Origin of the sequence: Micromonospora sp. NPDC000316, from assembly GCF_042898885.1 — a bacterium.
Lineage (GTDB): Bacteria > Actinomycetota > Actinomycetes > Mycobacteriales > Micromonosporaceae > Micromonospora.
The window spans coordinates 214002-240251 of the sequence record NZ_JBIAZG010000002.1; the positions used below are offsets into that span (position 1 = coordinate 214002).

22 protein-coding genes are annotated in these 26250 nt (G+C 71.7%); 14 read left to right on the forward strand and 8 right to left on the reverse strand.

Annotated elements, in window-relative coordinates:
• Nucleotides 1–156 precede the first annotated feature (156 nt).
• On the forward strand, nt 157–1014 hold the full coding sequence (locus ACFY2Q_RS05540) for a hypothetical protein (protein WP_387127978.1): 858 nt from the start codon (nt 157–159) through the stop codon (nt 1012–1014).
• A 39-nt stretch (nt 1015–1053) separates the two neighbouring features.
• Here the strand turns inward: ACFY2Q_RS05540 and ACFY2Q_RS05545 are convergent, their stop codons facing one another.
• Together ACFY2Q_RS05545 and xseA are read right to left on the reverse strand one after the other, a co-directional pair.
• Nucleotides 1054–1275, reverse strand: coding sequence for an exodeoxyribonuclease VII small subunit (locus tag ACFY2Q_RS05545; protein WP_030328827.1), 222 nt, complete (start codon nt 1273–1275; stop codon nt 1054–1056).
• A gap of 58 nt (nt 1276–1333) precedes the next feature.
• Nucleotides 1334–2557 carry an exodeoxyribonuclease VII large subunit gene (gene xseA / locus ACFY2Q_RS05550; protein WP_387127979.1) on the reverse strand — a complete coding sequence of 408 codons (1224 nt, stop codon included), beginning with the start codon at nt 2555–2557 and terminating at the stop codon, nt 1334–1336.
• Between the two features lie 155 nt (nt 2558–2712).
• Here xseA and ACFY2Q_RS05555 point away from each other — a divergent pair, with 155 nt between their 5' ends.
• A complete protein-coding gene (locus ACFY2Q_RS05555) occupies nt 2713–3705 on the forward strand; it encodes a 4-hydroxy-3-methylbut-2-enyl diphosphate reductase (protein ID WP_387127980.1) in 993 nt (330 codons plus the stop codon).
• A 64-nt stretch (nt 3706–3769) separates the two neighbouring features.
• On the forward strand, nt 3770–4171 hold the full coding sequence (locus ACFY2Q_RS05560; protein WP_387127981.1) for a hypothetical protein: 402 nt from the start codon (nt 3770–3772) through the stop codon (nt 4169–4171).
• Between the two features lie 8 nt (nt 4172–4179).
• Here ACFY2Q_RS05560 and ACFY2Q_RS05565 read toward each other — a convergent pair whose 3' ends face one another.
• On the reverse strand, nt 4180–5334 hold the full coding sequence (locus tag ACFY2Q_RS05565) for a DNA recombination protein RmuC (protein WP_387127982.1): 1155 nt from the start codon (nt 5332–5334) through the stop codon (nt 4180–4182).
• A 54-nt stretch (nt 5335–5388) separates the two neighbouring features.
• On the opposite strand from ACFY2Q_RS05565, the gene ACFY2Q_RS05570 reads away from it, so the two are divergent.
• On the forward strand, nt 5389–6216 hold the full coding sequence (locus tag ACFY2Q_RS05570; RefSeq protein ID WP_387127983.1) for a hypothetical protein: 828 nt from the start codon (nt 5389–5391) through the stop codon (nt 6214–6216).
• A 70-nt stretch (nt 6217–6286) separates the two neighbouring features.
• On the opposite strand, the gene ppc is transcribed toward ACFY2Q_RS05570, so the two are convergent.
• Both ppc and ACFY2Q_RS05580 read right to left on the reverse strand, forming a co-directional pair.
• Entirely contained in the window at nt 6287–9073 is a 2787-nt protein-coding gene (gene ppc / locus ACFY2Q_RS05575) for a phosphoenolpyruvate carboxylase (protein WP_387127984.1), read from the reverse strand.
• 396 nt (nt 9074–9469) lie between these two features.
• On the reverse strand, nt 9470–10132 hold the full coding sequence (locus ACFY2Q_RS05580; protein WP_387127985.1) for a hypothetical protein: 663 nt from the start codon (nt 10130–10132) through the stop codon (nt 9470–9472).
• A 153-nt stretch (nt 10133–10285) separates the two neighbouring features.
• Here ACFY2Q_RS05580 and ACFY2Q_RS05585 point away from each other — a divergent pair, with 153 nt between their 5' ends.
• Nucleotides 10286–11326 carry a S66 peptidase family protein gene (locus tag ACFY2Q_RS05585; protein WP_387127986.1) on the forward strand — a complete coding sequence of 347 codons (1041 nt, stop codon included), beginning with the start codon at nt 10286–10288 and terminating at the stop codon, nt 11324–11326.
• 266 nt (nt 11327–11592) lie between these two features.
• Here the strand turns inward: ACFY2Q_RS05585 and ACFY2Q_RS05590 are convergent, their stop codons facing one another.
• Nucleotides 11593–12495: a helix-turn-helix domain-containing protein gene (locus ACFY2Q_RS05590; protein WP_387127987.1), complete on the reverse strand. Its 903-nt coding sequence runs from the start codon at nt 12493–12495 to the stop codon at nt 11593–11595.
• 176 nt (nt 12496–12671) lie between these two features.
• Nucleotides 12672–13586 carry a cyclase family protein gene (locus ACFY2Q_RS05595; protein WP_387127988.1) on the reverse strand — a complete coding sequence of 305 codons (915 nt, stop codon included), beginning with the start codon at nt 13584–13586 and terminating at the stop codon, nt 12672–12674.
• 294 nt (nt 13587–13880) lie between these two features.
• Between ACFY2Q_RS05595 and mfd the strand changes: the two genes are divergently transcribed.
• The 4 genes from mfd (at nt 13881) to ACFY2Q_RS05615 (ending at nt 21184) form a co-directional block, all read left to right on the forward strand.
• A complete protein-coding gene (gene mfd, locus ACFY2Q_RS05600; RefSeq protein WP_387127989.1) occupies nt 13881–17510 on the forward strand; it encodes a transcription-repair coupling factor in 3630 nt (1209 codons plus the stop codon).
• A gap of 116 nt (nt 17511–17626) precedes the next feature.
• Nucleotides 17627–18409: a hypothetical protein gene (locus ACFY2Q_RS05605; RefSeq protein WP_387127990.1), complete on the forward strand. Its 783-nt coding sequence runs from the start codon at nt 17627–17629 to the stop codon at nt 18407–18409.
• Nucleotides 18410–18411: 2 nt separating this feature from the next.
• Complete coding sequence (locus ACFY2Q_RS05610) at nt 18412–19398, forward strand: nucleoside triphosphate pyrophosphohydrolase (RefSeq protein WP_387127991.1); 987 nt, start codon at nt 18412–18414, stop codon at nt 19396–19398.
• Between the two features lie 166 nt (nt 19399–19564).
• Nucleotides 19565–21184, forward strand: coding sequence for a DUF885 domain-containing protein (locus ACFY2Q_RS05615; RefSeq protein ID WP_387127992.1), 1620 nt, complete (start codon nt 19565–19567; stop codon nt 21182–21184).
• Nucleotides 21185–21233: 49 nt separating this feature from the next.
• Here ACFY2Q_RS05615 and ACFY2Q_RS05620 read toward each other — a convergent pair whose 3' ends face one another.
• On the reverse strand, nt 21234–21926 hold the full coding sequence (locus ACFY2Q_RS05620) for a hypothetical protein (RefSeq protein ID WP_387127993.1): 693 nt from the start codon (nt 21924–21926) through the stop codon (nt 21234–21236).
• A gap of 213 nt (nt 21927–22139) precedes the next feature.
• Here ACFY2Q_RS05620 and eno point away from each other — a divergent pair, with 213 nt between their 5' ends.
• From eno to ACFY2Q_RS05645, 5 genes are read left to right on the forward strand one after another with little or no spacing between them, the layout of a single operon-like run.
• Nucleotides 22140–23423, forward strand: coding sequence for a phosphopyruvate hydratase (gene eno, locus ACFY2Q_RS05625; protein WP_387127994.1), 1284 nt, complete (start codon nt 22140–22142; stop codon nt 23421–23423).
• 34 nt (nt 23424–23457) lie between these two features.
• Entirely contained in the window at nt 23458–24099 is a 642-nt protein-coding gene (locus tag ACFY2Q_RS05630) for a septum formation initiator family protein (RefSeq protein WP_387128466.1), read from the forward strand.
• 34 nt (nt 24100–24133) lie between these two features.
• Nucleotides 24134–24691 carry a DUF501 domain-containing protein gene (locus tag ACFY2Q_RS05635; protein WP_387127995.1) on the forward strand — a complete coding sequence of 186 codons (558 nt, stop codon included), beginning with the start codon at nt 24134–24136 and terminating at the stop codon, nt 24689–24691.
• Nucleotides 24688–25209 carry an amino-acid N-acetyltransferase gene (locus tag ACFY2Q_RS05640; protein ID WP_387127996.1) on the forward strand — a complete coding sequence of 174 codons (522 nt, stop codon included), beginning with the start codon at nt 24688–24690 and terminating at the stop codon, nt 25207–25209. Before ACFY2Q_RS05635 ends, ACFY2Q_RS05640 begins: the two co-directional genes overlap by 4 nt.
• Nucleotides 25210–25253: 44 nt before the next feature.
• Nucleotides 25254–26195 carry an exopolyphosphatase gene (locus ACFY2Q_RS05645; protein ID WP_387128467.1) on the forward strand — a complete coding sequence of 314 codons (942 nt, stop codon included), beginning with the start codon at nt 25254–25256 and terminating at the stop codon, nt 26193–26195.
• Nucleotides 26196–26250: the final 55 nt, after the last annotated feature.

The following is a 26250-nucleotide window of genomic DNA, read 5'->3' on the forward strand; positions in this document are numbered from 1 at the left end:
CAACTGGACAGAATGGGTGATTGTCCGACGCGTCGACAGGGAACAAGGAGGGGGTGACCCGGGCGCGGTCCGGGTCACGCGACGTGGCCGACGCTGCCGCGTCGCCCGGTTTCCGGCGCCGACCAGGTCGTCGGGTGACCCCCTTGGGAGACACGAATGACTGTTCGACGACTCAGTGCCGGCCTGGTAGCCGCCGCTCTGTTCACGCCCGCCCTGGCCGCCTGCGCCGCCGGCACGACAGGCACCGCCGGGTCGACCGCGTCCCCGACGGTGAGCGCGTCCGGCACGCCCAGCACGCCCAGCGCGTCCGGTGCGCCGGTCTCGGGCGACGCCAAGCAGGCGCTGCTCGATTCCACAAAGGCGATAAGCGACGGCAACTTCCGGTTCACCCTCTCCGGTGCCGGCTCGACGGCCGAGGGGCAGGTGCACCAGCCGAGCCAGAGCGCGGCGATGAAGTTCGCCATCGGCGGGCCCTCATCCGACCTGGCCATGAAGCTCGACGTGATCCACGCCAAGCCGGACAGCTGGGTCAAGCTGGAGCTGACCGGCCCCGCCGCCGACAGCCTGCCTGCCATCAAGCAGCTCAACCTCGGCAAATACCAGCACCTGGACCAGGCCCGCATCAAGGGCAACAAGAACCTCGGCTTCGACTTCGACAAGGTCGACCCGGCCGGCAGCGCGGTGCTGACCCAGGGCATCACCGAGGTCCGCAGCACCGGCACCGGCACGTACGCCGGCACCATCGACGTCACCAAGGCGGCCGAGGCCGGCTCGCTGAACGCCGCCACGATCGCCGCGCTTGGCACCCAGGCGAAGACCGTGCCGTTCACCGCGAAGGTGGACCCGCAGGGCCGGCTCAGCGAGTTGGTGCTGCAACTGCCGGCCGCCGGTCAGACTGCCGCCCAGGAGATCAAGATGACGTACTCCGACTACGGTGCCGCCACCGCCGCGCAGAAGCCGCCGGCGGACCAGGTCGTCGAGGCGCCCGCCGAGCTCTACAGCCTGTTCAACTGATGGACGCCTGTGGGGTGGCTCCGGCCGCCCCACAGGCCGTCAGGAAGCGGGCTCCTGCCGGGCGGCGTCGATCCGCGCCCGGGCACCATCAAGCCAGCGCTGGCAGATCACCGCAAGCGCCTCGCCGCGCTCCCAGAGCGCCAGCGACTCCTCCAGCGACGTGCCGCCGGCCTCCAGCCGCTCGACCACCGAGGCCAGCTCGGCCCGCGCCTGCTCGTAGCTGAGCCGCTCGTCCGGCCCGGCCTTCGTGTCGTCAGTCATCGCGCCCATCTCAGCACATCCCTCCCGCGGTCACCGCGTCGCCACCGCGCTGTCGCACTCAGCCGTCCACCGTCGCGGCCAGCTCACCGTCGGCCAGGCGCACCCGCAGCGGGTCGCCCTTGCCGACCTCGGCCGCCGCGCGGACCACCTGGCCGTCGGCGCGCTGCACGATCGCGTACCCCCGGTCGAGGGTGGCGGCGGGGGAGAGGGCACGGAGGCGGGCCAGGGTGTGCCGCAGCTCGTCCTCCGCGCCGGCGAGCCGGTGGTCGAGGCAGCGACCGGCCCGTTGGCGCAGCGCGGCAAGCTCTGTCGCGCGGTGCTCCACCATCACCTGCGGCCGGGCCAGCACCGGCCGCGAGCGCAGACTGTCGAGGCGGTGGGACTCGCGGTCGACCAGGTTGCGTACCGCCCGTTCGAGGCGGTGCCGGGCCTGGCCGATGAGGCGTACCTCCTCGGTGAGGTCGGGGACGACCCGCTTGGCCGCGTCGGTCGGGGTGGAGGCCCGCAGGTCGGCGACATAGTCGATCAGGGGCGTGTCCGTCTCGTGGCCGATCGCGCTGACCACCGGGGTACGGCACGCGAACACCGCTCGGCAGAGCGCCTCGTCGGAGAAGGGCAGCAGGTCCTCGATGCCACCGCCGCCCCGGGCGATGACGATGACCTCGATGCTCGGGTCGGCGTCCAGCACCTTGAGCGCGTCGATGATCTGCGGCACCGCGGACGGGCCCTGCACGGCCACGTTCACCGTCCGGAACTCCACAGCGGGCCAGCGTCGCCGGGCGTTTGTCAGCACGTCCCGCTCGGCCGCCGAGGCGCGCCCGGTGATCAGCCCGACCCGGCCGGGCAGGAACGGCAGCCGGCGCTTGCGGGAGCGGTCGAAAAGCCCTTCGGCGGCGAGCAGTTTCTTGAGCTTCTCCAGCCGGGCCAGCAGCTCACCGAGGCCCACCTGCCGGATCTCGTCGGCCCGCAGGCTCAACGTGCCCCGGGCGGCGTAGAACTCCGGCTTGGCGTGCAGCACCACGCGGGCGCCCTCGCGCAGCTCCGGAGCGCCGGCGTCGAGCACGTCCCGGTTTGTGGTGACGGTCAGGCTCAGGTCGGCCGACGGGTCCCGCAGGGTGAGGAAGACGGTGGTGGCTCCCGGACGGCGGCTGATCTGCGCCACCTGCCCGTCCACCCAGACCCAGCCCAGCTTGGCGATCCACGCGCCGACCTTCTGGCTGACCACCCGGACCGGCCAAGGCTCCTCAGCGGTGCTGCCACCCACCCGCGCGGTATCACTCACCCGCCCACCCTAAGGCCCACCAGCATCAGCCCTCCGCGCCCCGCCGTCCCCCGCCCTCAGCGCGTGATCATGAAGTTACTGCGGCGTGTCGCGGCGATAACTTCATGATCAACGCGTGTCGGGTGGGGCGGGGTGGTGATGGGTAGGATGGGTGGGTGACTCAGGCTGAAGCGACTTCCCGGACCGGCAAGCGCGTACTCCTGGCGAAGCCCCGCGGCTACTGCGCGGGTGTCGACCGCGCGGTGCAGACCGTCGAGGAGGCGCTCAAGCTCTACGGCGCTCCGATCTACGTCCGCAAGCAGATCGTGCACAACAAGCACGTCGTGCAGACCCTTGAGGCCCAGGGCGCGATCTTCGTGGAGGAGAACGAGGAGGTGCCCGAGGGCGCCACAGTCATCTTCTCCGCGCACGGCGTGGCACCCGAGGTCTACGAGCAGGCAAGGGCGCGCTCGCTGAAGGCGATCGACGCGACCTGCCCGCTTGTCACAAAGGTGCACCAGGAGGCGAAGCGGTTCGCCGCCGAGGACTACGACATCCTGCTGATCGGCCACGAGGGCCACGAGGAGGTCATCGGCACCGCCGGTGAGGCTCCCGCGCACATCCAGCTCGTGGACGGCCCGGACGGGGCCGACAAGATCACCGTCCGTGACCCGGAGAAGGTGGTCTGGCTCTCCCAGACCACGCTCTCGGTGGACGAGACGCTGGAGACCGTCGCCCGGCTCAAGCAGCGGCTGCCGCTGTTGCAGTCGCCGCCCAGCGACGACATCTGCTACGCCACCTCCAACAGGCAGCACGTCGTCAAGGAGATCGCCGCCGAGTGCGACGTGGTGATCGTCGTCGGCTCGACGAACTCCTCCAACTCGATCCGGCTGGTCGAGGTGGCCCTGGATGCCGGCGCTCGCGCCGGTCACCTGGTCGACTTCGCCCACGAGATCGACGACGCCTGGCTTGCCGACGCCCGCACCGTCGGGGTGACCTCCGGCGCGAGCGTCCCGGAGGACCTGGTCCAGGATGTGCTCGCGCACCTGGCCGCGCGCGGGTTCGGCGACGTCGAGGAGATCACGACCGCCAACGAGCGGCTCACCTTCTCGCTGCCGCAGGAGTTGAAGCGGGACATGAAGGCCGCCGCCGCCGCGGCGCGCGGCTGAGCATCCCGGGCGCCGAGTGCTGTTCGACGGGAACGCCGGGGCGTTCCGGTGCGTCCAAGCCGGCATGAGGACATTTCGGCTCGTCGTCCCCGCCCTTGTCGTCTGCGCGGCGCTGAGCGCCTGCGGTGGGACGGCTGACCCCGCCGGCCCCGGCACACCGTCGACAGCGACCGGGCAGCCAACCTCGGTCGCCCCGTCGACCCCTGCGACTCCGGCCCCCACGCTCAAGTCCCCAGGTGGCCCCAGCCTCCCACCGCCGGTCGGTGCCACCGAAATCACCGGCACGGTCACCCCAGGGGTGGAGCCCAACTGCCTGCTGCTCGACGGCTACCTGCTGATCGGCGGCCCCCGCGACGTGCTGACCTCCGGCGGGCGGGTCACCGTCACCGGCCGGGTGGAGGCGGGCATGATGACCACCTGCCAGCAGGGCACCCCGTTCGTCGTGGAGGGTGCCCGCCGCAGCTGACCAGCGGGTCAGCGGTCGCGCTCGGCCCCGTCCAACAGCTCGGGCGCCTGCGGTTGGCGGGGCGTCAGCTCGACCTGGGCCGGGGCCGCCAGGTCGTCGTCCGAGACACCCATCTCGGCGAGCTTGCGGGCACTGACCAGCACCCGGGCCTCCAGCGAGCCGACCGCCCTGTTGTACGCGGTGACCGCCCCGGCCAGCGACGAGCCGAGCTTGCCCACGTGGTCGCCGAGGGTGGAGAGCCGGCCGTACAGCTCCCGGGCGAGGGTGTGCACCGCCAGCGCGTTGCGGGCCAGCGCCTCCTGCCGCCACGAGTAGGCCACGGTGCGGAGCAGGGCGACAAGGGTGGCAGGCGTGGCGAGCACCACGTTGCGGGTGAAGGCGTGCTCCAGCAGCGTCGGGTCACGTTGCAGCGCGACGTCGAGGAACGGGTCGGCGGGCACGAACAGGACCACGAACTCGGGGGAGCTGTCGAACGCGGTCCAGTACGACTTGGCCGCCAGGGCGTCGACGTGCCCTCGCAGGTGCCGGGCGTGCGCGTCCAGGTGGGCGTCCCGGCCGCGCTCGTCGCGGGCCTCCATCGCGGTGAGGTACGCGTCGAACGGCGCCTTGGCGTCGACCACCACCGACCGGCCGCCGTGCAGCCGGACCACCAGATCCGGGCGTACGACATGCTCGTCGGTGGTGGCGGTGACCTGCTCGGAGAAGTCGCAGTGCTCCAACATGCCGGCGGCCTCGACGATCCGACGCAACTGATGCTCGCCCCAGCGGCCCCGCACCTGCGGCGCGCGTAGCGCGGCCACCAGTTGTTTGGTCTCCGTGCGCAGCTCGCCGGAGACGGCGCTCATCGAGCGGACCTGCTCGCGCAGCTCGGCGTACGCGTCGACCCGGTCGTGCTCCAGTTCGGCGACGCGCTGCTCGTAGCGGCGCAGCGTGTCGTGCAGCGGCGCGACGGCACGAGCCACCGCCTCCTGCGACTGCGCGGTGGCCTCATAGCTCAGCGCCCGCATGGACTGCTCCAGCCGGCCCTCGCCCTCGCGGGTCGCGGTCAGGGTGGCGTCCAGTCGGGCGATGTCGGCCGCCGAGCGGGACCGGGCAGCGAGCCAGCCCACCGCGCCGCCGGTGCCGAGGCACACGATCACCACTAGCAGCGTCGAGACGTCCATCACCGGAGCTTGCCAGACGTCTATGACGGGACAACCGAGGGTACGTTCGATGACATGGAACTTGTGCTGTGCCTCGCCATCGTGCTGCTGGTTGCCGTGGGTGCGGTGGCCCTCATGCGCTCCCAGTCCACCGCCCGTCGGCGTACCGAGCTCGGCGACGCCCGCGCGGAGGCGCAACGCTGGTACGAGCGCCTCGGCGGCCAACTGTTGACCCTGCAGGGCGACACGCCGGCGGTCCGCCAGGCGCTATCCGACGCCGGTGAGCGGTACAACGCGGCGGGGTCGCAGTTGGAGCAGGCGCGTACGCCACACCAGTTCACGCTTGCCCGGGAGACCGCGCTTGAGGGATTGGCGTACATCCGGGCGGCGCGGACCGCGCTGGGGATCGATCCCGGCCCCGAACTGCCGCCGCTGGCCGCCGCGCGGGGCGTCGGGCAGCTCACCAAGGAGCGCGAGGTGCAGGTGCAGGGGCAGACCTTCCGGGCCGGCCCACAGCCTGGTGGGGGCACGCCCTACTACTACCCGGGTGGTCGGTACCAGGGCCGGCCGGTGCCGGCTGGCTGGTATTCGACGCCGTGGTGGAAGACCGCGCTGGGTGCCGGCGCGGGTGTGCTCGGCGGCATGCTGATCGCCGACGCGCTGTTCTCGCCGGCCTTCGCCGATCCGGGGTACGGCGCCGACGCGGCCGGTGCCGACCAGGGCATGGACGGCGGCGACCAGGGCGGCGACTTCGGCGGCGGCGACCAGGGCGGCGACTTCGGCGGCGGTGACCAGGGCGGCGACTTCGGCGGCGGCGGTGACTACGCAGGCGGTGACTTCGGTGGCGGCGGTTTCGGTGGCGGTGACTTCGGCGGCGGTGACTTCGGCGGCGGTGACTGGTGAGCGCCGCTGACTGACCACACGAACAGGCCCCGGTCGTAGCGACCGGGGCCTGTTCTCCGTTCGGGGTTGGTCAGCCGGTGTTGCGCATACCGGCGGCGATGCCGTTGACAGTGGTGAGCAGCGCCCGTTCCAGCGCCGTGCCGTCGCTCGGTGCGCGCCGGCCGCCCGGCGCGGTGGCAACCGCCCGTCCGGCGGCACCCGAATCCCGGTACTGCCGCAGCAGCGCCACCTGGAGGTGGTGCAGCGGCTCCAGGTAGGTGTCCCGGACCGCAAGGGTGCGTTGCAGCACCGGCGAGTTCTCCAGCAGGGCGGGTGAGGCGGTCACCGCCAGCACCTCCCGCTTGGTCAGCTCGTACTCCCGCTCGATCTGCTCGAAGATCGGGTGCAGTTGCTCCGGCACCAGGGTCTCGACGTACCGGCGGGCGATGCTCAGGTCGGTCTTGGTAAGCATCATCTCGACGTTCGACAGGAACGTCCGGAAGAAGTGCCAGTTGCGGTGCATCTCGGCAAGGACGTCCGCCAGCCCGGCCTCGCGGGCGGCGGCCAGCCCCGACCCGACGCCGAACCAACCGGGCACGATCTGCCGGGTCTGCGTCCAGCCGAACACCCACGGGATGGCCCGCAACCCGGACAGCCCGGCACCTGTGTTGGGGCGCTTCGCCGGCCGGGAGCCGATGTTGAGCGCGCCGAGCAACTCGGTGGGGGTGGACGCCCAGAAGTACGCGGGCAGGTCCGGGTCCTCCACGAGCGACCGGTACGACCGGTAGGCCGACTCGGAGACCACGTCCATCGTGGCGTCCCAGCGCTCCAACATCTCCGCCGGCTGGCGCGGCCCGGTGTGCAGCAGCGTCGCCTGGAGCACCGCGGCGAGGGTGAGTTCCAGGTTCTCCCGGGCCAGTGAGGGCAGGCTGTACTTGTCGGAGATGACCTCGCCCTGCTCGGTCACCTTGATCGCGCCGTCGAGCGTGCCGTACGGCTGGGCGAGGATAGCCTCGTGCGTCGGCCCGCCGCCGCGCCCCACCGTGCCGCCACGGCCGTGGAACAGGCGCAGGTGCACCCCGTGCCGGGCGGCCACGTCACGCAGTGCGCGCTGTGCCCGGTGGATCGACCACTGGCTGGTGGTGATCCCGGCCTCCTTGTTGGAGTCGGAGTAGCCGAGCATGACCTCCTGCACGTCGTCGCGGGCCGCGACAAGCGCCCGGTACGCGGGCAGCGACAGCAGTTCGTCGAGGAGTTCGCCACCGGCGTTCAGCTCGGCAGGGGTCTCCAACAGCGGCACGAACCCGATTCGCGCCCGCCCGCTGTGCACGTCCACGAGGCCGGCCTCACGGGCCAGCACCACGGCTGCCAGCACGTCGTCCACGCCCATGGTCATCGAGATGATGTACGACTCGATCACCTCGGTGCCGAACCGGTCCTGGGCTTCCCGGATGGTCCCGAACACGTCGAACGTCTTGCGGGCCGCCTCGGAGAGCGGAGTGTCCAGGGTGGACAGCGGTCGGCGGCCGGTCAGCTCGTCGGCGAGCAGTTTGGTGCGCTCCAGCCGGGTCAGCGCCGGATAGTCGGAGACCTCACCGACAGCCTCGTACAGCTGGGCGAGCACCGCGTGGTGCGCCTCGGCGTGCTCACGGACGTCCATCGTCGCCAGGTGCAGGCCGAACGCCGAGACCGTACGGATGGTGGAGGCCAGCCGGCCGACGGCGGTGAGCTGCCCGGAGTTGCGGGCCAGCGAGGCGCGCAGCAGATCCAGGTCGGCGATCAGCTCGGCGGAGCCCCGGTAGTCCCGGCCCGGCACGTGCGCGGTGCCCTGACGCAGCCGCTGCCGGGTGTTGGCCAGCTTCGCCTTCACGCAGCGGGCCTTGAGCCGGTACGGCTCCTCGGCGTTGACCCGGCGGAAGCGGGGCGCCACCTCGGGCAGCGCGTCCAGGTCGGCGGCGAGGCTCGCCGAGAGGTCCAGTGAGACCCCGCGCAGCCGGCGGGACACCGAAACCTCGTTGATGAGGTGGTCCATCGCCTTCTCGGTGGCGGCGATGCCGTGCTCGTGCTGGATGGTCAGCACCTCGCGGGTGACGGCCGGGGTGACGAACGGGTTGCCGTCCCGGTCGCCGCCGATCCAGGTGCCGAAGCTCAGCGGGCGGGCCGTCGGCGACGTCTCCACGCCGAGCGTGCGCAGCGTGTCGGCCAGGTCGTCGAGCACCTGCGGGGCGGCCTCGGCGTACAGGTCGCGCAGGTAGTAGATGGCGTTGCGGGCCTCGTCGGTCGGGTCGGGCCGGTCCAGCCGCAGCTCGTCGGTCTGCCACATCAGATCCAGCAGTTCGGCAAGCCGGCGGTTGGCGGGGCCCTCGTCGCTGGCGCCGTAGAGGATCGCGTTGGCGGTCTCGGTGTCCAGTTCGTCGGCGATGGCCCGCAGCTTGGACAGGATCGAGCGGCGGGCCGCCTCGGTCGGGTGGGCGGTGAAGACCGGCCGGACCGCCAGCCGGCGGGCGGCGGCGGCGATCTCCTCGGCCGGCACCCCCCGCTCGGCGATCATCTTGGCCGCCTGGTCCAGCCAGCCGCCCTGCACGGCGCGACGGCGGCGCAGGTCCCGGCCACGGTGCACCTGCTCGGTGATGTTGGCCAGGTGGAAGTAGGTGGAGAAGGCGCGGGCCAGCTTGGTGCCTGTGGTCACGTCCAGCCCGCCGAGCCGCTGGGCGGCCGCCGGGGCGTCGGTGCGGACCTGGGCGCGGATCTCCTCGACGAGGTCGAGCAGCGGGCGGCCCTCCTGACGGGCCAGAGTCTGCCCGAGCAGGGTGCCGAGTCGGCGGATGTCGGCGCGCAGCGCGGCGTCCGGGCCGTCGTGGTCATGCTGGTCGGTCACGATGCGCTCCTTACGTGAGTACGAAGGACAGCGCTGTCCGACTTCCTGGATCGTATCCGCGTACCCCGCCGGTAAGGAGGGGGACCTTCCCGACTCCTGCGGTGAAGGCAGCGGACCTTCGTGTCATCTCGGCCGGCGGCACGCGCTTTCGGGCTGGTGGGAGGCTGATGCCGGGCGGTGGGCGGAGCGGAGCGACGTGGCGCGGAGCACATTCTGCGCGCCGTGTGGCGTCCAGATGGTGAGCGCGGTGACCGCCCGGCCGTACGAGATGGCGGCGCCGGGCGGCCGCACGGAACGTGACGGCCTGTCACGCGTCTCCAGGTCCACGCCGTCAGCCTAGGTCGGTCCCGTGCCCCGTGCCGGGCGTTTCCCGTGCCCGGTGCGTCGCCCTGATGATCAAATGATCGGGCAGCGGCCCGCGCTGTAGTGGGCGATCGCCCCCATGATCTCCGCCTCCGGCCGGTCCGCGAAGTTGAGCGTGGCGGCCAGGCCCGAGCCGTAGAAGATGTTGAGTGGCGCGCTGTCCAGCCTCGTGAACGCCCCGAGCTGCTGGAGCATCCGGGGGTCATGGGGCGTGACCACCACCATCTTCTCCAGGCTCCACCGTCGGCGGGAGATTCGCGCGACGGCCTCCCAGGGCATCCAGATCGCCTGGCCCCTGGTGGGCCGGGTACGGATCCAGAGCCCTGCCGGGCTGAGCGCCAGCACCGGTCCGCCGGAGCCGATCAGCCAGAGCTGGATCCCCAGCGGTAGGGCAATCATGATCATCAGGCACACAAAAAAGCCGACGACGCTGATGATGGCCCCGGAGCGTACCTCCGGTTCCATCGAGCTCACGATGCCGAGGACGGCAAGGAAGGCGACCGGGAGGACCACGACGAGCACGACCCCCGCGGCCAGCAGGCCCCGCTTCGCGACATTGGGGCGTACGACGAAGGGTTCGTTCTCCGGGATGCGCTTGGCCACCGGCGTGGACGGCGCGGGATATCCGCCGTGGGGGTGGTGGAACTGCGGGCCGCCGTAGAAGGGCTGCGGGGGATGTCCGGTCGGGGTGGTCACGGGCGCTCCGCTTCTCGATCCACTTTGGGGGCGCCCAGCCTATTAGGCGTACGCCAGCGCACAAGCCGGGCCGGTTGTCGGCCGTCCTTGGGCGACCCCCGGTCGTGCTCTCAGTCGCCAAAACCCGTTCGACCACGCGGCTAGCCTCTGAGCATGGTGGTGCCGAATTACCCCCCGAAGCCGCGACCGGGCGACCGGGTCGCGGTCGTCTCACCGTCCGCCGGCCTGCCGGCCCTCTTCCCCCACGTGTACGAGTTGGGGCTGCGTCGGCTGCGCGAGGAGATCGGCCTGGAGCCGGTCGAATATCCGACCACACGTGTGATGGGGGCCGACCCGCGCGACAGGGCCCGCGACCTGACCGCCGCGTTCGCCGACCCGACCATCACGGCCGTGCTCGCCACCGTCGGCGGGGACGACCTGATCACGGTCACCCCGCACCTCGACGACGAGGTATTGCGGGCCAACCCGAAGCCCTACTTCGGCTACTCCGACAACACGAACGTGCTCAACCACCTGTATGGGCTGGGCATCGTCGCGTACCACGGTGGGTCGGTCCTGGTGCACCTCGGCCGGCCCGGCGCAATCCACCCGCTGACCGCCGACTCGCTGCGCGCAGCCCTGTTCACCTCCGACTGGTACGAGTTGACGGCCGCGCCCGAATGGGGTGACCGGCCGAACTCCTGGACCGAGCCGGAGTCGTTGGCGCACGAGCCGGAGATGCTGCCCGGCGAGGGTTGGCGCTGGCAGGGCCCGGAGCGGGTGGTGCAGGGCCGCACCTGGGGTGGCTGCCTGGAGATCCTGCACTGGCTGATGGCCACCGACCGGGTGCCGCCCGCCGACGAGCTGGCCGGGTCCGTGCTGATCTTCGAGACCTCGCAGGAGATGCCCAGCGCCAAGGAGGTGTTCCGGATCGTGCGGAACATGGGGGAGCGGGGCCTGCTCGCCGCCTTCCCGGCGATCGTCGTCGGTCGGCCCAAGGCGTGGGACTTCGACAAGCCACTGCCGGTGCCGGAACGGCTGGCGTGGGCCGAGGCCCAGCGGGAGGCGATCACCCGGGCGCTCGCGCCGTACAACCCCGACGCGGTGGTGGTCTTCGACGTCGACCTCGGTCACACCGACCCGCAGCTGATCATCCCGTACGGCGGAGAGATTCGAGTCGACGCTCGTACGCGCCGTATCGCGGTGCGCTACTGATCCGCCTGCTCCCGCCCTCGGCGGATCTGGAGGGGGCCGGTCGAGACGAGCAAATTTCTTCAAGACGAGGGAAGCGGCCGCCCCGAGGATTGGTTATGTGGGTCCGGAGTTGCCCGTCGGGGCGGCACCGGAGCGGGGCACGCGGACCTTCTCGGGGAGGCCCGACTCCTCGCAAGGCCCCGGAACGCCCCTGGGCGATCGAGGAGGTGCCGCACGCTTCCGTGCGGCACCTCCGCCCGCAGCCGGCAGCCGGCAGGGAGCCGTGGTCAGCCCGGTTCGGACGGAGTGAGCAGTCGGCGTAGCCGGGCCGGTGGGTGGCCCACCTGCTCCCGGACGGCACGGGTCAGGTGCGCCTGGTCGGCGAACCCGTATTCGGTGGCGAGTGCGCCGAGCGGACGGCCGTCGGGCTCGGCGAGGGTGTCCAGCACCTCCCGCACCCGCAGCCGGCTGCGGTAGGCGGTGAGGCTGTTGCCGGTCATCCGCTGGAACACCCGGCTGAGGTGGTGCGGGGAGCTGCCGACCGCCTTGGCGACCTCGTCCAGGCCGAGCGTGTAGCTGGAATGCGCAAGCACCTCACGGGCGTGGTCGGCCAGTCGCCGGTGCGCGGCAAGCGTCGCGGGTCTTCGGCGTACGGCCCGATCGACCTCGTCACCCACGTCACCGCCGAGAGGGCTGTTCTGGAGCAGACGAGCCAGGAACCGATGCAGTCGCTCGGCCATCTCGAAGTCGTCCAGCCCGCGCCGAAACTCCGCGACCAGTAGCCGGTGTGCCAGGTCCAGTGCGGCGTCCGAGGTCCCGGACCAGCCGCCACGGGCCAGCCAGGCTGCCGCGTCCGGCCGGTCCGCCAGCACCACCGGGTCGATCTCCAAGCAGGTGTACGAGTCACCGCAGCCGAACGGGTGCGCCACTGCCAACTCGTCGCCGGGTCGAATGAACATCACGGACGTGGCATCGGAGAGCTCAACCCGGCCGTTGAGCCGGCGCTGGTACGCCCCGGAGCGCCCCAGGATGACCCTGTGCCGGTTCATCATGTCGAGTTCCGTCCAGCCGCGGTTCTCGACGACGCACCGCACCTGGTAGACAAGCATCCCGGCCGGGTGCCCCAGGAACCGCCATCGGCCAGGCGTGGTGGGGCTACGCGGATCACTGCCGACTCCCTCGGCGGGCATCGTCCCCCCTGACTCGCGATCACCGCGGCGTTTCAGACCGTCACCGTCGCGCTCCTGAGCCGATAGTGCCGACTCAACGATCCCTCGTCCACCCCGATACGCGGCCGAGCCGTCCGCCGAACGTCCGGCGCTGACAGCGGTGAAGGCGCCTGTGGTGAAGGCTTCTTCCTGTGATGTCAGGTGCCGACGGCGGCGAAGGCGCGGACCGGGAAGGTGCCCATGCCGGCCACCAGCGGTGGGGCCGCCGTGAACCGGAAACCATCAGGTGGCAGCGCGTCAAGGCCGGTCAGGTGCTCCACGATCGGGATGCCTGCGGCGAGCATGGTGCTGTGCGCGGGGCGCTGACCGCCGGCCGCCGGACCCATGTTGTCGATGTTGATCGAGTCGATGCCGACAAGGGCCGCACCTGCGTCGGCAAGCGCCTGGGCGGCGTCCCCGGTGAGGTACGGCGCCTCCGGCGAGGCGTACCGCTCGCTGCCGAAATGTGCGTCCCAGCCGGTGTGCAGCAGCACCGCGTGCCCGGCCACCTCGTACGGCGCCAGCAGCAGCCGGTCCACGGCTCGGGTGCCGGCCGGCACCCGGACCACCACGCCGGGCAGGTCCGCCAGACGGTCCAGCGACACCCCGGCCAGGTCGTCGCCGCCTGACCAGCGGTGGGCGGGGGTGTCCAGGTACGTGCCGGTGTTGGCGATCATGTCGATCCTTGCCACGTGGAACTCGGTGCCCGCCGCGTAGTTCGCCCGGGACGCCTCGAAGGTCAACCAGTCGTCGATCCGTGGCCCAGGCCAGCCGGGCAGGGTGATCATCCCGTTGCTGATCACGTGGCTCAGCTCGACGAGCCGACGCCCAGCACCGGTTCGGTCGACGGCGACACCCCGGCCGCCCTTGTGCGGCTCTTCGATGATCGTCTTCGCACTGACGTGTACCTCGGCGACCATCAGCAGCCCGAGGTGCCGGACGAAGAGCGCGGCCAGATCCTCGTCACTGATCTCCCGGCCCGGGATGTCCAGCCGGAACCCCTCGGTGCGCAGCCCGCCGCCGTTGGCGAAGCTCACCTCCGCGTCGAACTGTGCCCGCCACTGCTCACCCACCTCGAAACCCGACCATGACAGCAGTCAAAGGTCAAGATCGGACGGAAAGGCCCGGCAAGATCCGCGCAACATCGGGGAAACTGCTGCCTCCCGCGCTCCCGCAAGCAGCACTTTCCCCGTAAGTGCGCGGATCTTGATTGGTGGGGAAGACGTGGCGCGCCCTGCGCGCCTCGTGGACCTGGGCGGATGGGGGTTGCTGTCGGTGGACGGGGATAGGCTTGTCGTCGTGCACCCCCCGTCCGACCGGACGAGGGGCAGCCGTCGTGTGCGTCGACTCTCCTGGATGTGATTCGCTTGCTCACCGGTCTGTTCTCCGCCGCCCTGGCCGATCCCGGGCTGGCCCGGGCGCGTGACCTGGCGCGCTCCGGTGCCGCCCAGGTGGACGGCCTCGACATCACCGCTCCGGCGGCGCTGCGCCCGTTCGCCGTCGCGGCGGTCGCCGCCGACAACGAAGGCGCCGGCCGGCCGGTGCTGGCGGTGACCGCCACCACCCGGGAGGCCGACGACCTGGCCGCCGCGCTGGGTGGGCTGCTGCCGCCGGAGCAGGTGGTGGTCTTCCCCTCCTGGGAGACGCTGCCCCACGAGCGGCTCTCGCCCCGCTCCGACACGGTGGGCCGACGGCTGGCAGTGCTGCGCCGGCTCGCGCACCCCGAGTCGGCCGACGCGCACGGCGGCACCGGCCCGCTGCGGGTTGTCGTCGCGCCGGTCCGCTCGCTGCTGCAACCGCAGCTCAAGGGGCTCGGCGACCTGGAGCCGGTGCAGCTCGCCGCAGGTGAGGAGGCCGACCTGGAAGAGGTCGCCCACCGCCTGGTCGACATGGCGTACGCGCGGGTCGACCTGGTCACCAAGCGCGGCGAGTTCGCGGTGCGCGGCGGCATCCTGGACGTCTTCCCGCCCACCGACGAGCATCCGTCGCGTGTCGAGTTCTGGGGCGACGAGGTGGAGGAGATCCGCACCTTCGCCGTCGCCGACCAGCGGACCATCGAGCAGGTCCCGTTGCTCTGGGCACCGCCCTGCCGTGAGCTGCTGCTCACCCCGGCGGTCCGCGACCGGGCCGCCGCGCTCGCCGAGCAGCACCCCGAGCTGGCCGAAATCCTGGACAAGCTGGCCGAGGGCATCCCGGTGGAGGGGATGGAGTCGCTGGCACCGGTGCTCGTCGGCCCCGACTCGCTGGAGTTGCTGCTGGACGCGATGCCGCCGGGCACCCACGTCCTGCTCTGCGACCCGGAGCGCATCCGCACGAGGGCGCACGATCTGGTGCGTACCTCGGAGGAGTTCCTGCAGGCCTCCTGGGCCGCCGCCGCGGTCGGCGGCCAGGCCCCGGTGGACGTCGGCGCCGCCGCCTTCCGGACCCTCGGTGAGGTGCGCGCCACCGCCGGCAAGCTCGGCCAGCCGTGGTGGACGCTGTCCCCGTTCGGATTGGTCGAGGGGGAGACCGCCGAGGCGCGCCAGCCCTGGGAGGACGCACCCGAGCAGGCGAGCGTCACCCCTGACGACGCCATCGCGGTGACCCTCGCCGCCCAGCCGGCCCCGCTCTATCACGGCGAGACCGCCCGGGTGGTCGACGACCTCAAGCGCTGGGCCGGCGAGGGCTGGTCCATCGCGCTGGTCTTCGAGGGGCACGGCCCCGCCCAGCGTGCGGTGGAGGTGCTGCGCGACGCGGGGCTTGGCGCCCGGCTGACCGAGGAGGTGCCGACCGCGCCCGCCCCCGGCGAGCTGATCGTCACCTGCGGCCCGCTGGGCAGCGGGTTCGTCGACGAGGCGTCCCGGTTCGTGCTGCTCACCGGCAACGACGTGACAGGCGGTCGGGGCACCTCGACGCGGGACATGCGCAAGATGCCGAGCCGGCGGCGCAACACCATCGACCCGCTGGAGCTCAAGGCCGGCGACTTCGTGGTGCACGAACAGCACGGCATCGGCCGGTACGTCGAGTTGGTGCAGCGCACCGTCAACGGCGCAAGCCGGGAATACCTGGTCATCGAGTACGCGGCCAGCAAGCGGGGGCAGCCCGGCGACCGGCTGTTCGTCCCCACCGACCAGCTCGACCAGTTGTCCCGTTACGTGGGCGGCGAGCAGCCGACCCTGCACAAGATGGGCGGCTCGGACTGGCAGAAGTCCAAGGCCCGCGCCCGCAAGGCGGTCAAGGAGATCGCCGCGCAGCTCATCCAGCTCTACGCCGCCCGCAAGGCGTCCAAGGGTCACTCGTTCGGCCCGGACACCCCCTGGCAGCGGGAGTTGGAGGACGCGTTCCCCTGGCAGGAGACGCCCGACCAGCTCGCCGCCATCGACGAGGTCAAGCGGGACATGGAGCAGACCGTCCCGATGGACCGGCTGATCTGCGGCGACGTCGGCTACGGCAAGACCGAGATCGCGGTCCGGGCGGCGTTCAAGGCGGTGCAGGACGGCAAGCAGGTGGCGGTGCTGGTGCCGACGACGCTGCTGGTGCAGCAGCACTACAACACGTTCGCCGAGCGGATGAGCCAGTTCCCGGTGGAGATCCGGCAGCTGTCGCGGTTCCAGACCCCGAAGGAGACCGAGCGGACCCTGGAGATGGTCGCCGACGGCACCGTCGACATCGTCATCGGCACCCACCGGCTGCTGCAGACCGCGACCCGGTTCAAGCAGCTCGGCCTGGTGATCGTCGACGAGGAGCAGCGGTTCGGCGTCGAGCACAAGGAGCACCTGAAGACCCTGCGTGCCTCGGTGGACGTGCTGAGCATGTCGGCCACTCCGATCCCGCGCACCCTGGAGATGGCGATCACCGGCATCCGGGAGATGTCCACAATCGCCACCCCGCCGGAGGAGCGCCACCCGGTGCTCACATTCGTCGGCGCACAGGACGACCGGCAGGTCGCCGCGTCCATCCACCGGGAGCTGCTTCGCGACGGGCAGGTCTTCTACCTGCACAACCGGGTCGAGTCGATCGACCGGGCGGCACGCCGCCTGCGGGAGCTGGTGCCCGAGGCGCGGGTCGCGGTGGCGCACGGCCAGATGGGCGAGGACGCCCTGGAGAAGGTGATGGTCGGCTTCTGGGAGAAGGAGTTCGACGTCCTGGTCTGCACGACGATCGTGGAGTCCGGCATCGACATCCCCAACGCCAACACCCTGATCGTGGAGCGGGCCGACCTGCTCGGCCTAGCCCAGCTACACCAGATCCGTGGCCGGGTGGGCCGGGGCCGGGAGCGGGCGTACGCGTACTTCCTCTACCCGCCGGAGAAGCCGCTCACCGAGCACGCCCACGAGCGGTTGGCGACCATCGCGCAGCACACCGAGCTGGGTGCCGGCATGTACGTGGCGATGAAGGACCTGGAGATCCGGGGCGCGGGCAACCTGCTCGGCGGCGAGCAGTCCGGGCACATCGAGGGCGTGGGGTTCGACCTGTACGTGCGGATGGTCGGCGAGGCGGTCTCCGCGTTCAAGGGTGAGCGGCCGGAGGAGGAGGTCGACGTCAAGATTGACCTGCCGATCGACGCGCACCTGCCGCACGACTACGTGAGTGTGGAGCGGCTGCGCCTGGAGATGTACCGCAAGCTCGCCGAGGCCCGCGATGAGGAGCGCCTGCGCGAGGTGGTGGCCGAGATGACCGACAGGTACGGCGAGCCGCCCGCCCCGGTGCAGAACCTGGTGGCGGTGGCCCGGTTCCGCCTGCTGGCCCGCCGGTACGGCCTGACCGACGTGTCCATGCAGGGCAAGCACGTCCGGTTCGGTCCGCTGCCGCTGCCCGACTCGAAGCAGTTGCGGCTCAAGCGTTACCACCCGGACGCGGTCTACAAGCAGGCCACCGACCAGGTGAGCGTGCCCCGGCCGAGCACCCGCCGGATCGGCGGCGAGCCGCTGCGTGACCAGGCGCTGCTCGAATGGTGCGCCCAACTGCTGTCCGACGTGCTGGGCGCTCCCGCCCCGGCCGTGGCCGCGAGCGTCTGACCCGGTGATCTCCTGCCGGCCGGGGCTGGTGTCGACTCGACGCCGGCCCTGGCCGCCAGGTGGGCGGAGGTGGGGGGTGTCACAACAGCCGCTGACGGCGTGAGAGAGTGGCAGCCATGCGTGCTCGCCGTCTTGTCGCCGTCGCCAGTGTGGCGCTCGGCCTCGTCGCCCTCTCCGGTTGCCGTGCTGAGCCGGGTGTCGCCGCCTACATCGGCGACCAGCGCATCACCGAGGGCGACGTCACCGCCGCGATGAACGACCTGCGGACGAAGAACCCGACGCCTACCGCGGCGCCGCAGCCCGGCGTCGGCGGCCAGCCGGCGGCACCGGCACCGCAGTTGCCCGGGCTGACTGACGTGGTCCAGGTGATGGTGCTGACAAACGTGTGCGAGCAGACCTCCGCCGACAAGGGCTACCAGCCGCGCAGCCAGGTCACGGTCGAGCAGGCCGCCCAGCAGCTCGGCCTCAACCCCGAGACCGGGTACGTGCGGGAGATGGCCAAGCTCTTCACCTGCCTGTCCGGGCTGCCGGCCGAACCGGTCGAGCCGACCGAGCAGGAGATGGCCGACGTTATCGCCGCCGGCCGCGCCGGAGGCAACATCCCGGGCGAGGTGTCCGATGCGGACGCCGCCCGTCAGCTCGACGGCGAGCAGTTGCGCGGCGCGTTGGCGACCAAGCGGATCCTGGCCGAGGCGGTCGAGCGTTACGACGTGACGGTCAGCCCTCGGTACCGCCCGCTGGAGTTCCCGCTGCTCAGCTTCTCCGGCGACGTCTCGGCGGTAAGCGTGCCGCTGAGTAAGCCGGGCTCGGTCGCGGTCACCGACATCTCCACCCCCAGCCCGGTGCACTCGGACTCGGACTCGGACTCCCACTCGCATGACGAGGGCACGGCCAACTGAGCATGACGGCACGGATCGTCCTGCTTGTCACCTCGCCCCGGCTGCCGGCCGGCCTGCTCACGGCCGCCGCCTGGGACGTCGTACGTCAGCACCCGGTGCTGACCGGCGCGGAGAGCGAGTTGACCACGGCCATGCGCCAGGCGGGCGCCGACGTGACAGTGGTGGACGGCCCCGCGACGCAGCCGCTGCTGGACGCTGTGGCGGCGCACGACGCGGTGGTGTGGTTGGCAGGTCCGGCGGGCGACGAGTCGTTGGCCCGGGAGTTGGGCCTGCGGCTGGCCCGGGAGCCGGGGCTGGCCGAAATGGAGCTGATGTACGGCTCGTGGGATCCGCCGGGCGCGCGGCTGCTCGACGCGGTGGCCGTGCTGGACCGGCTGGCCTCGCCGGGCGGTGACCCGTGGAAGCGGGCGCAGACGCACCGCAGCCTCGCCGGTTACCTGCTGGAGGAGAGCTACGAGGCGTACGACGCGATCATCGCCGACGACACCGACGCGCTTCGCGAGGAGTTGGGCGACGTGCTGCTCCAGGTGGTGCTGCACGCCCGGCTCGCGGAGGAGCTGCCCGAAGGTGAGCGGTGGACCGTCGACGACGTGGCCGGTGGCCTGGTCGACAAGATGATCCGGCGTAATCCGCACGTCTTCGCCGACGCGGAGGCCGGCACGCTTGAGGAGATCACCGAGAACTGGGAGCGGATCAAGCGGGTCGAGAAGGCCCGCGACTCGGTGCTGGACGGCATCGCACTGAGTCAGCCCGCCCTGGCTCTCGCCACGCAGATCCTGGACCGTGCCGCCCGCGCCGGCCTGACCGTCGCGCTCCCGCCGCCGGACGCCCAGCCGGACGAGGAAACCCGACTGGGTGCCCGCCTGTTAGCAATGGTCGCCGCAGCCCGCGAAGCGAACCTCGACCCCGAACAGGCCCTACGCCACACAACCCTGGCCACAGCCGACGCCATCCGCAAAACCGAACCCAAACCCCCACCCCCACCCTGATCCGACGCCCAACCCCCTGCGCGCTGATCCACCCCCGACGTGCGCGTTGACCATGAAGTTATTGCCATGACACGCCGATGCGGGGGGGCAATAACTTCATGATCGACGGGGCCCCGGGCGGGCGCGGGCGGGGCCGGGCCGGGGTGGGCGTCGGTAGGGTGGGTTGGTGGAAGAGTTTGGGGTTTTGGCGGAGCGGGTTGTCGAGGCTCTGTTGGAGACACGGCCGGGTGTCGCCACCGCGGCGGGGGACCACCGGTTCGACGACCGGCTGCCGGATCTGTCCGCCGACGCGTTGGCCTCCGACCGGGCGATGCTCTCCGACGCGGCCAACGCGCTGTCCGAGTTGGACCCGGACTCGCTCGGCGTCGACGAGCAGGTGGATCACGCGCTGCTCACCTCATTCGTGGACCGCGAGCTGTTCGAGCTGACCGAGATCAGGTCGCACGAGTGGGATCCGCTGCGCCACAACCCGGGCCCGCTGCTGCACCCGCTGATGGCCCGCCCGTACGCCCCGGTCGAGGTGCGGTTGACGCAGCTTGCCGGCCGGCTCGCCGCCGTACCCGATGCGCTTGCGACCGCTCGCGCGACGCTGCGGGACATGCCGCGGATCCACGCCGAGACGGCGGTCGGGCAGTTCGCCGGCACTGCCGCGCTGATCCGCGACGAGCTGCCGCCGCTGCTCGCCCAGGCGCCGAGCGCCCTCGACCGGGTCGAGCCGGCGGCCACGGCGGCGGTCGCCGCGCTGGAGGAGTTCGTCGCGTGGCTGCGCGCCGGCCTGGCCGCCGACGCGGGCCCGGGCCGTGACCCCCGGCTGGGCCGCCGCCGCTGGGAGGCGCGGCTCTGGCACACCCTCGACACCGAGTTGGGCGCCGCCGAGATCCAGCGCCGCGCCTGGGCCAACCTGGACCGGGTCACCGCGGAGATCCGCGAGGCGGCCGTCGAGCTGGTCGGTGGTCCGGCCGACGACGCGGCAGTACGCCGAGCGCTGGACGTGCTCGCCGCGGAGCACCCGGACGACGCGACGATCGTCGAGCTGGCGGGGGTGACCCTGGACGAGGCTACCGACTTCGTCCGCTTGCACGACCTGGTCAGCCTGGTCGACGACAGGTGTGTGATCCAGGAGATGCCGGAGTTCGCGCGGGGCGTAGCGGTGGCGTACTGCGACTCGCCCGGCCTGCTGGAGACCGCGGCCGTGCCCACGTTCTACTGCATCGCGCCCACCCCGTCGGACTGGCCGGCGCAGCGGGTCGAGTCGTTCTACCGCGAATACAACAACCACATGATCCGCAACCTGACGGTGCACGAGGCGATGCCGGGGCATTTCCTCCAGTTGGCGCACGCCCGCCGCTACGACGGTGCCACCCGGGTCCGGGCGCTTGCCGAGTCGGGTCCGTTCATCGAGGGCTGGGCGGTGCACGCGGAGGAGCTGATGGTGGGCCTCGGCTTCGGCGGCGTGCCGGTGCGGTTGCAGCAGCTCAAGATGCAGCTACGGATGACCATAAACGCGCTGCTCGACCAGTTGGTGCACGCCGAGGACATGCCCGAGGCCGAGGCGATGGCGTTGATGACCGGGCGCGGCTTCCAGGAGGAGGGCGAGGCGGCCGGCAAGTGGCGGCGGGCGCTGCTCACCTCCACCCAGCTCTCCACCTACTTCGTCGGCTACAGCGAGGTGGCCGAGATCGCCGCCGCGCGCCCCGACGGGGTGTCGGTGCGCGACTGGCACGACGCGATGCTCGCCCACGGCTGCCCGCCGCCGCGCCACCTGCGTACCCTGCTCGGCGTCTGAGGGTCCACGGCGCTGCACGTGCTACGCGGTGGCGATGTGTGCCGGTCGGTCACGAACCGCCGGGCCGGCGGTCCACCACGCCGGCGCCGGCGGGCGGCTGGAACGCGTCGTTCTGCACTGTCGTGCTGTAGCGACTCAGCGCGAGCTCCGTCGGCTTGCCGTCGACCGGGCCGCTGAAGCTGCCCAGCACGCCCTCTGTGGTCACGCAGGCGGTGAAGTCGCCGTCGGCGCGCTGCACCTCGACGCAGGCGGCGTGACGGCCGGCGACTGTGGTGTCACTCTGCTTGATCACCGCCTGCGGGTCGAGCGCGGCGGCGGTCAGCATCCCGACCACCACCGGTGGGGTGACCAGGCCCTGCTGGTTGGCCTCGGTGAAGAGCGCCACGGTGGGCTTGGTGCCCGGAGTGGGGGGCGTGACGACCGTGCACGCCATGCGGCCGCCGGTCTCCGCGCACCTGGTGACCGCGTCCGGGGTGACGGTGAGCAGCCCGCCCGGATAGGTGTACGCGGAGCGGGCCGGGTCCTGCGCCTGCACGATCGCGGCGGCCTGGCCACCGGGGAGCTGGTAGTCGGCCGTGTAGGTCAACTCCAGTGCTCGGTCGAGTCGGGCGGCGAGGTCGTTGACGAGGTCGGAACGGCCCATGGCGCGTCCGGTGTCCTCGAATGTCTGACAGCCGGTGACCGTGAGCGACGCGATGACCGACACGGCGAGCATGCGGAGGGTGGTCGAGGCGCTGGGCATGGCGACCAGCCTGGTGGATTTGGTCCGCGCAGCGCAAACCAGTTGCCGGTTGACGCCCGGAAATCCGGGAATGTCCGTCAGTGCGGGGCGGCTCGGGTGCGCGGGCGACGCCGTGTCCGTTCGCGCCGCCCGATACGCTGCGTTCAACACCTGCCTCAGCCGCACCGTCGCGGCCCAACCACGGACCGGATCACAACAACGAGGAGCGACTTAGTGGCAACCATCGAGGGAATCGTCGCCCGGGAGATTCTCGACTCGCGGGGCAACCCCACGGTCGAGGTCGAGGTCGGCCTGGACGACGGCACGGTGGCTCGCGCCGCTGTGCCCTCCGGCGCCTCCACCGGCGCCTTCGAGGCGATCGAGCTGCGCGACGGTGACGCCGGCCGCTACCAGGGCAAGGGCGTGGAGAAGGCGGTCTCCAACGTCGAAGACAAGATCGTCGACCAGATCATCGGGTACGAGGCCAGCGAGCAGCGGCTGATCGACCAGAAGATGCTCGACATCGACGGCACCGACAGCAAGTCGGAGCTGGGCGCGAACGCCATCCTCGGCGTCTCCCTCGCGGTCGCCAAGGCCGCCGCCGGCAGCGCCGAGCTGAGCCTCTTCCGCTACCTGGGCGGCCCGAACGCGCACCTCCTGCCGGTGCCGATGATGAACATCCTCAACGGTGGCGCGCACGCCGACTCCAACGTCGACATCCAGGAGTTCATGATCGCGCCGATCGGCGCGCCCACCTTCCGTGAGGCGCTGCGCTCCGGCGCGGAGGTCTACCACGCGCTGAAGTCGGTGCTGAAGAAGAAGGGCCTGTCGACCGGGCTCGGCGACGAGGGTGGCTTCGCGCCGAACCTGCCGACCAACGCGGCGGCTCTGGACCTGATCGCCGAGGCCGTCGAGAAGGCCGGCTACCGGCTCGGCACCGACATCGTGTTCGCCCTCGACGTGGCGGCCACTGAGTTCTTCGACAACGGCACCTACACCTTCGAAGGTGCCGCGAAGTCCGCCGAGGACATGAGCACCTACTACACCAAGCTGGCCGACGAATACCCGATCGTGTCGATCGAGGACCCGCTGGCCGAGGACGACTGGACCGGCTGGCAGACGCTCACCGCGTCGATCGGCGACCGGGTGCAGATCGTCGGCGACGACCTGTTCGTCACCAACCCGCTGCGCATCGCCCGCGGCATCGCGGAGAAGGCGGCGAACGCCGTCCTGGTCAAGGTCAACCAGATCGGTTCGCTGACCGAGACCCTGGACGCGGTGGACCTGGCCCACCGGGCCGGCTTCAAGTGCATGATGAGCCACCGCTCCGGCGAGACCGAGGACACCACAATCGCCGACCTGGCGGTGGCTACCGGCTGCGGTCAGATCAAGACCGGTGCGCCGGCCCGCTCGGACCGGGTCGCCAAGTACAACCAGCTGCTCCGGATCGAGGAGGAGCTGGCCGACGCGGCGCGCTACGCCGGTGCGGGCGCTTTCCCGCGCTACCGTTCGGCCTGAGACGCGCAGAAGCCTCGGGGGAGGGGGTGTGACGATGCAGCAGCGCCGCACACCGGGTGGTCAGCGTCCCGCCCGCCGGCCGGGTCAATCCGGCCGGCCGGGCGGTGGCCGGGCCACCCGTGGGTCCGTCCGGGACGCGGGCGTACGCGCCGAGCCGCGCGGTGCCGCCGGTCGGGCGCCGAGCGCGGTCCGGGGTGCTGAGGGCACGCGCTCCGCGAACCGTCCGGCCGCTGCCCGGCGCACCGCCTCCGGTGGTGCCGTCAAGCGTCTCGCCGCACCCCACCCCCGTCGCTTCACCGGCCGCGCGACAGTGCTGTTCGCGGTCCTGATCGCGCTCGCGCTGGCCTACACCTATCCGGTGCGGGTCTACCTGGACCAGCAGGCCGACATCGAGCGGATGGAGGCGGCCCAGGCGGTGCAGAAGGCAGAGATCGCCAAGCTCGAAGCCGAGGCCGCCAACTGGAAGGACCCGGCGTTCATCGAGACGAAGGCCCGGGAGCGGTTCTTCATGGGCCGGCCGGGCGAGAAGATAATGGTGGTGCTGCACGACCCGGAGGGCGCTGACCGCGACGCCGGGAAGTCGGCCGGCTCGCCCACCGAGACCGGCCCAGCGACCTGGTACGACACGCTCTGGTCGAGCGTGCAGGCGGCGGACAGCCAGCAGCCGGGTAAGTGATACACCGACCAGCGCACCAGGAAAGATGGGCACCGTGACTGTCGTACCACCGTCGGAGTCGGCGGCGGATTCCGTTCCCCTGCCGCAGCGGGAGCCGGCCACCGAGGCCGACCTGGCCGCGGTGGCGGCGCAGCTCGGCCGTACGCCCCGGGGCACCCGGGCGGTGGCGCACCGCTGCCCCTGTGGCCTGCCGGACGTGGTGGAGACGACGCCCCGCCTCGCCGACGGCACGCCGTTCCCGACGCTGTACTACCTGACCTGCCCCCGCGCCACGGCCGCGTGCAGCCGGCTGGAGTCGGCGGGGCTGATGAAGGAGATGGCCGAACGGCTGTCGACGGATCCGGAGTTGGCCGCCCACTACCGGGCCGCGCACGAGGACTATCTCGCCCGGCGGGAGGCTGTCGGGGAGGTGCCGGAGATCGCCGGGATCTCCGCCGGTGGGATGCCGGGGCGGGTGAAGTGCCTGCACGTGCACCTCGGGCACGCGCTGGGCGCCGGCCCCGGCGTGAACCCGTTCGGCGACGAGACGTTGGCCCTTGTCGAGCCCTGGTGGACGGCCGGCCCGTGCGTGGACGTGCCCTCGCCCGAATGACAGCTCAGGTGGAGGATCAGATCACGGTTCGGCGCGCCCGCACCGGGGACGTGCGCGGCATCCGGGGGCTGATCGACACGTACGCCGACGATCGGCGGCTGCTGAGCAAAGCCACCGTCACCCTGTTTGAGCAGGTGCAGGAGTTCCGGGTGGCGGTCCGGGCCTCCGACGACGCGGTGGTGGGCTGCGGGGCGCTGCACGTGATGTGGGAGGACCTGGCCGAGATCCGCACGGTGGCGGTGGATCCGTCCTGCCGGGGGCGGCGGATCGGGCACCGGCTCGTGGGTGAGCTGATCGACGCTGCCCGGGAGTTGGGCGTGGCACGGATCTTCGTGCTCACCTTCGAGACGCAGTTCTTCGCCTCGTTCGGGTTCCGGGCGATCGACGGCGCGCCGGTGCCCCAGCCGGTCTACGAGCAGTTGCTGCGCTCGTACGACGAGGGTGTCGCGGAGTTCCTGGACCTGGAGCGGGTCAAGCCGAACACGCTTGGCAACACCCGGATGCTGCTGCGGCTCTGAGCGCGGCCGGTGCGCTGTCGTAGGGTTGCGGGGTGACGACGCGTGTGGCGGCCATCGACTGCGGGACCAACTCGATCCGACTGTTGATCGCCGACCTGCCCGACGCGTCCGCCGGCCCGGAGGCGCCACTGACCGACGTGACCCGGCGGATGGAGATCGTCCGGCTGGGGCAGGGCGTGGACCGGACGGGGCGGCTCGCCCCGGAGGCGATCGAGCGGACCCGGGTGGCGCTGGCGTCGTACGCCGCCGACATCGAGAAGTTCGGTGCCCAGCGGGTGCGGATGTGCGCCACGTCGGCGTCCCGCGATGCGGCAAACGCCTCCGACTTCACCGAGATGGTGCAGCGCACCCTGGGTGTGGCGCCCGAGGTGGTCACCGGCGACGAGGAGGCCCGGCTGTCGTTCACCGGCGCGGTCCGCGGGTTGCCCGCCGACGCGAAGGAGCCGTTCCTGGTGGTCGACATCGGTGGCGGCTCGACCGAATTCGTGGTCGGTGACCGGGCCGGCGGTGTGCGGGCGGCGGTCTCGGTGGACATCGGCTGCGTCCGGATGACCGAGCGGCACCTGCCCGGCGACCCGCCGACGCCCGAGCAGGTCGCGGCGGCGCAAGCCGACATCGCGGCAGTGGTCGACCGGGCGCTCGCGGTGGTGCCCGGCCGCGAGGCGGCGACCCTGGTCGGCCTCGCCGGTTCGGTCACCACAGTGGTGGCCCTCGCGCAGGGCCTGCGGGAGTACGACCCGGCGCGCATCCACCACGCCCGGGTGCCGTACGAGGCGGTCGCCCAGGTGACCACTGACCTGCTGAGCCAGACCCGTACTCAGCGGTTGGTGGACCCGGTGATGCACCCGGGTCGAGCCGACGTGATCGGCGCGGGCGCGCTTGTGCTCCGCGTGATCATGGAGCGGGCCGGGATGCCGTCGGTGGTCGCCTCGGAGCACGACATCCTCGACGGCATCGCCTGGAGCCTTCAGCCCGCCGCGCGCTAGCCGGCGTTTGATCGACTCGCCTTCCCGGAAATCGGGGTGTCCGGCGACCGGGGAT